The sequence below is a fragment of the Nitrosomonas marina genome (genome assembly GCF_900110145.1).
In the GTDB taxonomy this organism is placed as follows: domain Bacteria; phylum Pseudomonadota; class Gammaproteobacteria; order Burkholderiales; family Nitrosomonadaceae; genus Nitrosomonas; species Nitrosomonas marina.
Window position 1 is genome coordinate 1 of the sequence record NZ_FOCP01000035.1, and the last position, 12769, is coordinate 12769.

A 12769-nucleotide genomic window follows, 5' to 3' on the forward strand; every position below is an offset into this window, starting at 1 on the left:
GACGGTATCAAGGTGCGTTACCGGGCTGATGAAAAGAAAGTGGGCGGCGTGGCGCAGGCAAACGATGAAATCACGCTGCAAATTCTGGATTCTGAAGATGTTCTGATATACGAGTTTTTCGGATCTCTGGATATCGATGCCAAGGATGACTATAACAATTCGCTGTATTTGCCTGATGTGGTCGCGTCATTTACCGATGAACTTGAGGTAAGTGTCGGTGTAACCGGTGCGAATGCAACCGTGGCTACTACTTCTGATGCTTACGGGTACGATACGGGCGGACAAGAGAAATGGTCCAAGTCAAATACGCTGGTTTGTTTCGATGAGGGCGGTACCGGTTATGTGACAGAGGATTACTCGCTTGCGCGTGTGAAACTGGAAAATACACCGTTTGAGTATGAGTACATTTCCTCCGGTGGTTCGCAGTCCGCAGCATTACTCGGGCAATTGGCGCAGTTGGCGCATGACACTAACCGGCAATTGCGTTTTGACGTGTCCGGTAATCTGACAGTCGATGCGGCAGTTACATTTGTAGAGCAGCTTAACTTTGGTGCAAGCCTGAGTGCTCACTTGCTGCATGCTTACTGGTCGCCTATCAAGTCGGATGACCCGACCGGCGTCAATCCAAAAGGTTATTTCGGCGTTGCAACGCTGAATATTGCCTACGGATGCGGACGCAACGCACAAAGAAACGCGCGCGGATTTGCGCCGAAAAATTACCCGATAGCAGGGCGTAACTGGCCGATTCGCCGGGCGCGTATGTCCCAGGAAACCAATCCAAGCCGGCAGGAACGCAATGCGCTTGCAAAAGCGAAAATCAACCCGGTGTTATGGGATCAGTTCTCGGGCGGTGGCCGGTATGTATTCACTGACTCACTGACCAGTGCGCTGGTTGTATCCAGCCTGAAGAAACTCATTGCCGTGGCTGATATGTCGGCTGAAATTGACGATAACGTCACCCGGTACGGCAAAGACGTGCTTCAGTTGCCGATGGATATAGCCCTAAGCCGACTGAGAAACTTTCTGACTGAGTTGTTTGAAGGTGCCGAGGCGTCAGGATGGCTGATACCAAGCAATGAGCCGGAAATGGAAGGACGCGGGTGGCGGTTTGATATTCGCCCGAATGCACAGAGACCTTATGACCGAATCGATTGTTCTTACTGGTTGCGTTATGACGGTACCGTAAGGCAGATTTTTGTGACACAAACCCTTTCCCGTTAATCGGTAACAGGTTTTTTTATTGACAAGGATCTATTGAAACATGAATACAAGTGATTTAATCAAATCCGCATTAAGACCGGATAGAAAACCGAAGACTGTAGGTGAAGCGGGCGTTTCTGGCCAAAGCGGGTTTACCCTGGATATGGCCGGGGGTGGTGAAATGGGGGCGTCGGAAAGTTTCTCCAATTCTGAAATGAGGATGGCCGCAGCTGCGGCTGTTCAGCAATGGGTGGAAGCTGACGACCTGGATGATAACGAATCATCTGCAGACCGTTTATTTGCGCTGATGATGGGTATTGCCGATGAAAACAAGGACGGCGATATTACTGAGGATGAACAGGAAGTTTTTGGAATGGCGCTTGAGGCGGCATGGGACTACCTGTCAGGCAAAGGTGTTGAAGAGGATGATATTGACACCTTGCTGAACGAGTGGGACAGCGACGCAGCCGAGCGTGTACGAGATCTGGTTGCATCCGTTCTGCCTGAAGGTGAAGACGCTGAAGGTGAGGATATCGACTCTTTCGCATTCGATTCTGTTGCCTTGGACGCGGCGTACAAAAACAAGATGGCTGTTCGCGGAGGCAAAAAAGTGCGCATTCGCAAGCGTGTATCAGGAACTGTGCGGCTGTCGGCAAGGCAAAAGCTGGCTATCCGTAAAGCACGAATGAAAAGCCATTCCGCATCCGCGAAAATGCGCCGGGCAAAATCAATGCGCGTTCGCAAAAAGGCGGGATTGTAATAACTATAACTCTCCTTACTGCAGCTTTTGGCGTTTCCTTGTTGTGGGAGCTTCAAGGTAACGCCTTTTTTATTTGAACTATGGCTAATACACCGAGTTTAGAAAACAAAACGCTTTCATCTGCCTGGGACGGTTTGTCACCGCATCTGATAGCCAGTATTTACCAGGTTGAACGAACTGAAAACGGTTTATATGCGCGCACGAAAAACACTGATCCTGATATCGTGCAATCACCATTTTCTGAGGCCAGCATGGAAATATCATTGAATTGGCAGAGCGCGTTTGAGCATTCCGGACCCGAGAACAGGGCGCCTACACTGCTTGCCATGCTGCAGTCTGGAGCTCTTCAACCAATAATCGACGCGGTAGCTGACCTGGTCGGGGATGGAAGTGCTGAAGGATTGTTAAGGGGTGTTGCTGCTAATGCGCAACAAGAATCAAATCGCTTTATCAAACAATTTGAAGGTAGAACTGGCATCACCAAACTGAATTCAACCCAGGTATTCAACGGCATGCCTCCAGTCAAGTTTCAGGTAACCGCTTTGTTTCGCGCGTGGCGAGATCCGTATGCGGAGGTCGAGGCACCGTTTGAAAAACTGATGTCGTGGGCTCTACCGGTCAAGTTATCGCCTGATGGTTCGGTTTTGGCCAGATCGGTCAATTCTGCGCGTGGCGAGACCGGCTTTATTGATGCACTCGTGCCGTCAATTGCTCCTGTAACAGTCGCATTGCAGTACAAAGGGCGCACTTATGCGCCATTGGTCATTGAATCAATCGCAGATCCGTTATCTTCACCAATAGATGTGAAAGGGCATTTCGTTGAGAAGTCGGTACCGATGACGTTGGCTACATTGACTGCCATTGATCGCACAGATTGGTCTTCATACAAACGTATTGATTTGTAATGCAGCTTCGCAGTGCTATGTCTTCATTTTTGATGGTGTTAACACCATAGCGCTCATACACATCCGATTTGTCGATTTCAGCGTTTATAGTTTCCGGTACACAAATAAGATTTGATTAGATATTTTCCAGCTGGTGGCATTGTCGTATTTACATGCATTAAGTACCTTGTTATTTTTTAAATGTAGTTAAAATACGCTAAGATAATTTATGAATGTGCGGCATTGTAGTGGAATAATAACTCAGAAAGTATGGCATTTGTTAAGTTCGACTACGTAGAGACAGTAACCGGCAGGAGAAGAATCTATGGAATCAGCAATGCTTTTGATCGCAGCAATCTCTGGAATCATGCAAGGTGTGCAGGTGTGGATGGTCTCGAAGGATCGACGCAAAGCAAGGCGGGCACAGCAGGCTGCCTATGTGCGCACACTCCAATCCGACATGATCAATGTTCGCGCAGAAAAGCTACTTTCGCTTGTGCCCGAGAGTACGACCGAACGACTCAGAAAAAAAGTACAAGAGTGCTACGAAAAATTCAACGAGATGCTGGACAATGAGGACGAGTATTTTCCGGTTGATATCGACAACGCCGCAGAGCACGCCTTACCGAATTGTGTTTGTCGCAACTTGAGACGAATCGTCAATGTCACTGGCGGATCACTTCCTGACGATGAACTTCAGGAAGCGTGGACCAAATACCAGTGTAAATCCTGACGCAAACAGTCGAACAAGGCTGTAACGGAAACGGGCAATTCGTTACGTGGCTCGCTGCAGTTAGGCGTAACAGTTAGAAATCATGAATGGTGTTGTACCAAAAGACATAACAGTACAGATTTCAGAGGCGCGAAATGTTATTGAACGCCATCTGGTCCCAAACTTGTTATCCGTACATTTATTCGGTTCGGCCGTGGATGGTGGCCTCAAGACATATAGCGACATTGATTTGTTTGTCACAATAGCAGAACCCCCCATCGAGAACGTGCGACGAACCTTGATGCGCGACCTGCTAAAGATATCGGCACCCCCCGGGGAAAGCAAAATTCTTCGCGCTCTGGAAGTCACCGTCGTTATACACAACGAGGTTGTGCCGTGGCACTACCCAGCTACGCGTGAACTCCAATTTGGAGAGTGGAAACGTGAGGATATACTTGAGGGCATCTTTGAAGCTTCGGTTATCGACCCGGATTTGGCGATTCTGCTAACGCAGCTCCGAGAGAAGAGTATTGCCTTGATTGGCCCTCCTGCAGAACATTTTTTCGACGCGGTACCTGTAATTGATTTTTATAAGGTTATGTCTGACACTCTAGGTCTCTGGAATTTGCCATCAGACTGGTTAGGAGATGAGCGGAATGTGTTGCTAACGTTGGCTCGCATTTGGATCAGCAGCACAACTGGAAAGATCGCACCCAAGCATGTGGCTGCTGACTGGGCTATTGAGCATTTGCCTATAAAGTATCAACCCATAATGATTGAAGCTCGGCAGGCCTATCTTGGACACCGTGAAGATCGTCTGGTCTCGCGTGGAGATCAGATTTTGGAGTTGATTCATTACATGAAACGTACTATCGGGGAAAGCTTGGTTGGAGCCAGTGATACCTAACAATTCGCATCAAACATACACGAGATCAGACGTCATGTGTCTAAGGAAGATCATGTGAGCGAGAACTGGAGTGAGGAGGAATTAAGAGCCTCCGTAGAGGCGTATGTCGACATGCATCGCAAAGAGGCGAAGGGAGAGCCATTTATCAAGAAAAACTATTACGCCCAGCTCTCCGAAAAATTCGGTCGCACAGCCAAATCATACGAATACCGTATGCAAAATATTTCGTATGTCTATTCTCTGCAGGGGCGTCGGTGGGTCAATGGGTTGAAACCTGCACGCAATGTTGGTGCCAACGTAATACAGGTTCTAGAACGGTTGATTTCTGAGACAGAAGGTCAAAAACTTACAGCATCAGCTGAGTTTGCGGCCGTAGTTGAGAAGCTCAAAAAAGTAACGCCTAAGGCTCCTCCTGTCGGTAACATTAAACCCGCAAATGTTCAAACGACCGTTACGGAATATGCGCGAGATCCTGCTGTTGTTGCATGGGTTCTTTCAGAAGCCGAAGGTATATGTGAGTGCTGTGATAATCCAGCACCGTTTAAGCGCGAGGATGGTTCCCCGTTTCTGGAGGTCCACCACGTCCTACGACTGGCTGACGGAGGGGAAGACACAATAAAAAATGCAGTTGCCTTGTGTCCAAACTGTCATAGGGAACTGCACTATGGTGCTGAGAAACGCGAACTCGTAACGCGGCTCAGAAGCAAAATATCAAGATTGAGAAATGGTGGTAGATAGGAAGTATAACAAGTCGTTACTGTATTAGCTTACGTGATTAGTAATCAGATATGATCGTAAAGATTATGACGAAGTGGTCACTTACCATGATGCATTTGCGGCCGTGAGTTAACTCAGAAACCAGGATCATAAAAATATGAACTCCAATGACAAATCCAGTCGTGGAAACGCTAGCCAATTCTTCGTAGCTGGTGAATTATGTCGTCGTGGTTGGCCCGCCGTGGTTACCTTGGGCAATACACCGAATACCGATGTGTTGGTGACTAACATCGAGGGAACTAAATTTGTTCATGTGCAAGTAAAGACGTTCGTGCCCGGCAATGCAACATGTAGTGTGGGTCGGAAGGCGGAAATTGATTTTGGTGCCAATTTCTTCTGGATCCTGGTCGGAATACCATACCCCAATACTAAAAGTGAATTCTCGTATTACATTATTCCGTCTTCCGATATGGCTCAGAACGTGGCAGTTGCGCATCGGAAATGGTTGGCTGATCCCGGACTGAAGGGTAATGCCCGTAAAGATTCGAATGTACGTACCGTACATCTGCCCCCCAGAACATCCTATAGTGGGTGGGATATTAGCAGCTATCATAATCGGTGGGATTTGATCGAGGCAAAGCTGCGAGCTTTTTAAATTGCTCCAGCTGTGCATTGATCGCGGCTACTGATGAAGAGTTTATTTCTGCGGTTAAAATATATAAAGAAATCCTGCCTTAAAACATGAATCATAGGGGAGATATTGTGTTACCTGCTTTTAAAAAGCAGGCCCCCAAGAAAGCTGCCCGGGCTTTCCGGCGTTAGGTTGTGCGTTCTTCGGTTCTTTATTATTAGCGTACATAGAATAATGCAGAATATTGATAATGCAAATGATAAGGATTATCATTTGCATAAATAATAATTTCTAGGTATACTGATTCTGCATTCATTGAATGCCCTTTTATTTGGTAGCGAAATAAGCTTATCAAACGAATTACCGCACCAACCAGCGCACAGTGACCGCGTAGTCGGATGGTTGGAATGAAAGAGTTATGCAGGAAACACTTTCCGGCGCATCATGTCTCGTACATTCTTTCATCGACCTTCCTTCCTTATTTGGTCAAAAATGATGTGCCGGAATTTTTTTAGGGCTCCTTGATCGCGAGCGATAAGGATGATTGGAAGAACTACAAAAAAACTATTCTTTAATCCTGTCACTTTTATTTTCTGTTCTGATCCCAATATGCGCTTGCCGTGAAATCCGGTTCAGCCATAAGTTCTAGCCACTGGTCACACTGATCCGGATTAGATATAAAAAGTTTGACCAGGGCAGGGGACCATTTTGTTTCACTGCTGCCAAGTCTTTCTTCCAGTGCTTCAGTAAATAGCTTCAGGGCGTTCCAGAGCGCCTGCCCGCCAAGTTCGTCGCGAACCGCTTGAGGAGTGCTTTCTGATGCAAGAATTCTGCAGATCGACTGAATTACACACTTTGCTTTTTCTTCTCTCCAGTCTGGTGTTGGCATGGTTTCTCTCTAATAACTAGGTTGAGTCAATTGTATTCAAAAATAGCAAAATTAGCTAAAAAAATTAGTCTTTTCAATGACATTGATAAATAAGGTTTTTAACAAAGTATTAACAATATTTTAACAAAACAAGAATCATTATCATTTGTCGGCGTGATAAATGCTATGTACAATGTACTGACAGATTTATCCTAATCTGTAATGAAGATACCGCACCAACCAGCGTATTGTAACAGCGTAACCAGCGTAGTCGGATGGTTGGATTTGCATTAGATATTTTGTAGAGTTATCCGGCGCATTAGTCCAATAAGCCCTTTCTTATCACGCCATCTTTTAATGCGCCGGATTTTTCCCCTCTTAGTTATCCAATTTATTCAGCCAAGAATCAGCCTCATCGAGTATGTTGTTAATGTTGTCCGAAACAACATGATCCATTGCTCTCTGAATGCGCAGTTCAGTGTGCCCTAGCAGTTTCGCTATATCTTTCGCAGAATCATAGGTATCAATCAGTTCATTTACTTTCCGCGGCAATATACCGAACCAGTAAATGCATTCTGCGGTTTCAATGATGCCGTAATAGCGTTTGTGGCAAATATCTTCACCGTACCTGGCCAATATTTCTCGGGCAAATTCGACACGTTGTTTTTTGTTCTTTAGTGCACCGAAACCCTCTGTTTTCGCGACGATAGCGGCCATCCTGTTATGTTTTATCCGGTTCGGGCTCGCTCTCTTCTTGTGTTTCTTCGGCTGATCTTGAGTCATTGCTGCGTACAAACATCTATCCCATCTTATGGGTGATCATAGATTAATCCATTCCGGTAGTCTTGCAACAAACGACGCAGACGGAAAAACAGACAAAATCAGCGTTTTAAAACCTTCAGAATTTTCTCATTGAGTTCATTCACAAAGAAAAATGCTGAATATCCAACCTTTGCGCCTGCGTCGTATGACGTTACAAATGCGCGAGCTCACCATAGGCGAGTCGATCGCCATAGCATCATCGCCACCGCATCTTGAAGAGGCATTATGCACAACGTTCCTGAATTCGACTAAAGCCGGTGTGCAGTCAACGATTGAAGGTATGGACAACCCGCAGAACTGGACCGTGCAAGAGCGCATCATGGCAGTGTGCCATTACCTGTCGGTTACATCCGATACCGGTCCGGATTTCCAGTTAGAAGGCGGTGCACATTTAACGGATTACCTGGACGCATCGAAGGACGCTGCGTTAAAAGACGAAAGCATACCCCTGGGTGAATTGCACCAAGACAAGTGGCATATCAGGCACCTGACCGGCGCCATGGCAGAGTCGATTGAGAGATTGATCGGCCAGATAGATGGAATCGACGGGCGATTGCACTGGATTTTGGGCGGCATGGCGTGCCAGTTATTCTGCGATGGCGAAACAAAATCGGAACTTGGCGCAATGCCAGATCCGGTACAGCATGCAAACGATTTTGACGCATTCATCCTTGAAAAAATAAAGATCATTACAGCCTACCCGGAAAGCGTGTTTGAGCAGTTGATGTTCATGTACATGGAAGGCCGGGGCAGGATGCACCACTTATTCATTACAGACTTTAGTCACGAAGGCATTGTCGCATTGCCGGTTCCAAAAGAAGGGGGGAGGGAGACAGAAATCTTGTCCCCCGCGCGGTTTCCAGTACGTCAATGCATCGCAAGAATCGCTCATGAACTGGCGCGAAAACCTGTTAGCAATGGCGTTTAACCTGAGTCTGTACGCAAACACACCCATGCCTGACGCGTTGTCAATGCCTGTCAGCCTGGCCGAATCTTTCTTTAAGAGCAAACCATTTGAAGATTGGGGCAAATCGCGCGAGGCCGAAGCCAAAGCGAAGGCTGAAATTGCAGGCCGCATCAATGGCGTAATCAGGGCAATCGGTGCGCTGGCCAAATCTTTACCAAAAGGGTGATTTATGAGTGATTGTGACAAGAAAACCGACGATATCCCAGACCATTGCAAGTTGGCGTCAAATGCGGCTGCTGACAAGGCTGTCAGGGAGGTATTCAAACTTATTGAGGTTGATGTTGATGACCAGAAAAGCGTAAAGGAATTCCGGGAAGACCTGAGATTTGGCGGGCGAATGCGTAAATATACTGAGCGCGGAATGATTGTCGCTGTGACGGTTATAACCGGGGCAGTGATTCTGGCTGTTTGGGAAGGCATTGTAATGAAGATTAAGCAAATTATCTCGTAGGTGTAGATACCATGTTAGCAAGACTATTTATTGCGTTTTTCATGTTACTGGTGGTTTCCGAGGCGTTCTCGGCGTTGCCGATTGCGTTTTCCCGTTGTCCTGCTACGCCTGAATGGACGGACGGGCGCAATGTCACACTGTCTGACGATAGCGTTGTGTATGCTGAGAAAACGTTTAAAGTCGACGTTCTGGACAGGTTTAACGAAGTTAATTTCCCATTGTCACGTTACTGGTCGGATGCTACGACCTTTATTACACCATGCGACCTGATTTATCGTGATGCCGCTGGTGTGGAGGAGGTCATTGAGGACTGTTCGTCAACGTTTAATGCTGGCGGTGGTGTCTCGGGTACATCGACATGCAGCGCAATGGACCCGCATGTTTCGTATGATGGAACGACTATTTATTACACGGTTTACCGTGGAACAGTGTTCTACCGGAAAGAAAAATTTAACGACCAGATATATCATCCTGATGCCAAGGATGGAATTGATGTAGAGGGATCGGAATATGGATATGGATTCAAACCAATTCCTAACGCCACCATTTCTTCTGATGGCGCCCACATCAAGAAACATGTCGTCGGTGGAGCAACGTCAACGATAACAGCATACGCGCCAGGTATATGGGATATCTCCCCATTCCCTTTACCTGGTCCTGACGGTCGAATAGGGTTTGTATCTACCCGGTCAGGAACAAGCCTGCAATACGTTACAACAAATGTAATCCAGCATACAACGGCTTCGGAGCCGGTCATGTCCATCTGGACAATGGATGCGAGCGGCAAAAATCTGTTGCCCGCATCATCGCATGCACGCACGCAAGAGCAACATCCTATTGTTCTGAAGGATGGCCGCGTCGTTTATTCCAGTTGGCAAATCGGGATGGGGATTCCCTTCAGCAAAACACAAGGCACGCCGGGCGGATCTTTCACCATTTTGAATTCATTCAAGCCATGGCACCAGTTCCCGGATGGATCTCGAAACTTCCCGCTGATCGGCCAGCATTCACCACAGGCGGCGGTTAATAGTAGTGGTGAGGATTTCAACGCACTTCACTTTTTTGCGCAGCGTCCTAATGAGGATTTCTGTACTGCCAATTACTACCGTGGCGGCAATAACGGTAGTGGGGCAATATCTTGTTGTCCGCTGCCCGGCAACTTTGGTGAAGAGGGGCAGGATCCGCACAAAGCTGGCCTGATTGAGGCAGACCAGTATCTGCCAGAGAACTGTTATAACGTCGCAGATTGGGCGATCAACACGGATGATATCTCAACGCTGATGACCGGGTTCCCGAACACACCTGTAGCCCACCCGAACTATACATCTGCGCTGCCGCATTCAGGCAAACTGAGTTGGCCTTTTGCAATTCCATCTGGTGACGGCGCTCTTGGTGTTACCTGGGCAAAAGGGACTTGCAGTGTTGTAGGTAATGGCGATGAATCGTTTGTCGCTATAGGTGCGACGCCACCGCAGCGATCTGTAGACGCTAACGGGTATGATTTCGCCATCAATCATGTGACTTCGCTGGCTGAGGCGTTACAGACATACGGTAACGGGTACACTTCAGATATTCCTGGTTGTAATTTGGGTATTTACATTGCATCTACAATTCCGGTAACAAACCCTGATGATCTGGTGATGCTTGTTGATACCAAGGGTAATCACGAGTTTGGTGCGCGCGCAGTGGTGCCATATACAGACATTTATGGTGTGTCCGAACCCGCTGTTTTAGATCCAATCAAAAGTGCTGATTTGCCAAAGGGCTCTCCATTTGGATACGTGGGTGCTGCTTCGGTTACTGACCGGGAGATACTGCCATTTGGTGGTGTTCCTGATCTCACTACGGTAAATATCCATGCATTCAACTTGCAGGGAACGCAAACGGTAGAAGGCATTACCGATGATGATATCTGCGGAGTGCGCTTTGCGCAGATGCACCATAACGATACCAGCAACCCGTTGGCACAAGTGCATGGTACGACAGGCGAGCGCGTAGCGATCATCGGAGACCTCTATACCAGAAACAAGGATGGTAACGGCGACCCGATCATGGAGACTGACGGTATCCATGTTGATACCAGCTTCCTTGCGGAAATACCGGCGAACATTCCATATACGATGTTCTTGCTTGACTGCGAGGGTAGAAACTTGGCTGTTGACCAGACATGGCAACACGTTAAGCCGGGTGAGAAGAAAGTATGCGGAGGCTGTCACGTAGGGCATTCGCCTGACCATCCGCCGCGCAATACTTTTGCTGCGTCCCATGCCGCTACACCTGGCTACACACCGTTCCAGTTAGGCCGTGGTACGGTGCCGTTACTGACCGGTATTGACGGTAATGGAGACCCGATATACAACAATATCAGCGGGTATGGCGTTGTCGTCAATTATGACGAGCATATCAAGCCGATCCTGTTAAGTCGTTGTGCGTCATGTCATTCCATATCTGGTAACTCTACATCCGGACGCGAGAAAGGCCTGGTGCTGGATCATAACCCGGTAGACCCTACTGATTATCTTGATGAAGATATCAAGTCGACATACTGGCGACTGGTTTACGATCGATTTCAGGAGGGCTTGGATGATGAGGATCCGCCCGGCACTCACCCATGGCAGATTTACAAACATTCGTATGGTGGCAGTACGGACCTTAACCGTCCTTACGTATCAAAATACATTGTGGCGTTCAATTCACGCCGTAGCCTGTTGTACTGGAAGGCCAAGGGCGAGAGGACTGACAATAACACGGATGGGGAATATTTAGGCGACCTTGATTATGGCGCTGCACATCCGGCGACAGGCATAACCGATGAAGAGTTGCGGTGGATAGCGCGCTGGATTGATACCGGGGCTCAGGCAGGTCCGGGCGCAACCGATGACAAGATGCCTCCTACCATCCACATGGACATAACCAAGAATGTCAGCGATGAAATAACGCACATTATTATCGGTACGGTTGACCTGGGTTCGGGAATAGATCCGAATTCGCTTAATGTGTGCCTTATGTCGGGTGCTTCATGTGGCGCCAACCTTGCTGGATCTGCAAGCATGAACGGCATTGTATCAATCACACTCGGTACGCCCATATCAGACCCTAACCAGGTTATACGCGCGTCAGTCGATGACGTGGCCGGGAATACTCGCACTGTTGAATTTACAGCCGGTTATCTGATGGGCCTGGGTGACACATCACCGCCGCCAGATCCGGACCCGGTGTCAATCAGCGTAGGCGGCAATGAAACCATCACCGAGGGCGATACGTTCAGCAGGACAATCACGTTTACGGACGGTGAAGATGCTGGTTCTGACGGCTGGACGGTTGATATTGACTGGTGCGGAACGCCGGAAAACGGCGTGTCGGTCGCGGCTGGCCAATCATCATTCGGCATTAGCAGGTTATTCAGTACAGCCGGTTCATGTGCTGTGACCGTGACAATCACGGATGATGTTGGCGACACGGATAATGATACCTTCACGATCACGATTGACGCTGCGGGCGGTGGCGGAGATCCAGACCCGTTGAGCATTAATGCCGGTGGCCGCGCGTTCGTCTACGAGGGCAATACATTCCAGCGTGTTGTTACACTGACTGACGGTGAAGACACGAATAGCGATGGGTGGACATATTCGGTTGACTGGGGAGGAGTTGAGACCACAAACGGCACGATTCCGGCTGGATCTTCATCATTCACTATCAGCAGGTTCATGGCTGATGGTAACAAAACATCAAGAATGGATGTGGCCGTTACTGTGGTCGACGTTGCGGGCGTTGATGAATCTACGGATACCTTCACGCTGATAACGCGCGATGTGCCAAGGAAAGGCACGATTACCGGTGCTGCAACGGC

Annotated in this window: 13 protein-coding genes; 11 read left to right on the forward strand and 2 right to left on the reverse strand. The window is 48.1% G+C overall.

The genetic code is table 11. From position 1 onward, the window contains the following. From BMX44_RS16950 to BMX44_RS15395, 7 genes are all read left to right on the forward strand, one after another. Positions 1–1221 (forward strand): hypothetical protein (locus BMX44_RS16950; RefSeq protein WP_090634658.1); only part of this gene is annotated, 1221 nt, incomplete at its 5' end. A 40-nt stretch (positions 1222–1261) separates the two neighbouring features. Further along, the gene (locus BMX44_RS15370; protein ID WP_090634659.1) at positions 1262–1960 is read left to right on the forward strand and encodes a hypothetical protein; all 699 of its coding nucleotides are present in this window, start codon (positions 1262–1264) and stop codon (positions 1958–1960) included. Positions 1961–2040: 80 nt separating this feature from the next. Further along, complete coding sequence (locus tag BMX44_RS15375) at positions 2041–2865, forward strand: hypothetical protein (RefSeq protein ID WP_090634660.1); 825 nt, start codon at positions 2041–2043, stop codon at positions 2863–2865. Between the two features lie 304 nt (positions 2866–3169). After that, positions 3170–3577, forward strand: a complete 408-nt coding sequence (locus tag BMX44_RS15380) for a hypothetical protein (RefSeq protein WP_090634662.1) — start codon at positions 3170–3172, stop codon at positions 3575–3577. Between the two features lie 82 nt (positions 3578–3659). Next, positions 3660–4463 carry an AadA family aminoglycoside 3''-O-nucleotidyltransferase gene (locus BMX44_RS15385; RefSeq protein WP_090634664.1) on the forward strand — a complete coding sequence of 268 codons (804 nt, stop codon included), beginning with the start codon at positions 3660–3662 and terminating at the stop codon, positions 4461–4463. A gap of 54 nt (positions 4464–4517) precedes the next feature. Continuing rightward, the gene (locus tag BMX44_RS15390; RefSeq protein WP_090634665.1) at positions 4518–5201 is read left to right on the forward strand and encodes an HNH endonuclease; all 684 of its coding nucleotides are present in this window, start codon (positions 4518–4520) and stop codon (positions 5199–5201) included. 136 nt (positions 5202–5337) lie between these two features. Continuing rightward, positions 5338–5835 carry a hypothetical protein gene (locus BMX44_RS15395; protein WP_090634667.1) on the forward strand — a complete coding sequence of 166 codons (498 nt, stop codon included), beginning with the start codon at positions 5338–5340 and terminating at the stop codon, positions 5833–5835. Between the two features lie 562 nt (positions 5836–6397). Here the strand turns inward: BMX44_RS15395 and BMX44_RS15400 are convergent. Next, entirely contained in the window at positions 6398–6700 is a 303-nt protein-coding gene (locus BMX44_RS15400; RefSeq protein WP_090634669.1) for a hypothetical protein, read from the reverse strand. 357 nt (positions 6701–7057) lie between these two features. Continuing rightward, positions 7058–7462 carry a hypothetical protein gene (locus BMX44_RS15405; protein WP_143056970.1) on the reverse strand — a complete coding sequence of 135 codons (405 nt, stop codon included), beginning with the start codon at positions 7460–7462 and terminating at the stop codon, positions 7058–7060. 151 nt (positions 7463–7613) lie between these two features. Here BMX44_RS15405 and BMX44_RS15410 point away from each other — a divergent pair, with 151 nt between their 5' ends. From BMX44_RS15410 to BMX44_RS15425, 4 genes are all read left to right on the forward strand, one after another. Further along, complete coding sequence (locus tag BMX44_RS15410) at positions 7614–8429, forward strand: hypothetical protein (protein ID WP_090634672.1); 816 nt, start codon at positions 7614–7616, stop codon at positions 8427–8429. Then, entirely contained in the window at positions 8392–8634 is a 243-nt protein-coding gene (locus BMX44_RS15415) for a hypothetical protein (protein ID WP_090634673.1), read from the forward strand. Before BMX44_RS15410 ends, BMX44_RS15415 begins: the two co-directional genes overlap by 38 nt. 3 nt (positions 8635–8637) lie before the next feature. After that, positions 8638–8919, forward strand: a complete 282-nt coding sequence (locus tag BMX44_RS15420; protein ID WP_218143990.1) for a hypothetical protein — start codon at positions 8638–8640, stop codon at positions 8917–8919. An 11-nt stretch (positions 8920–8930) separates the two neighbouring features. Next, a partial coding sequence (locus tag BMX44_RS15425) for an HzsA-related protein (RefSeq protein ID WP_090634675.1) occupies positions 8931–12769 on the forward strand: 3839 nt, incomplete at its 3' end.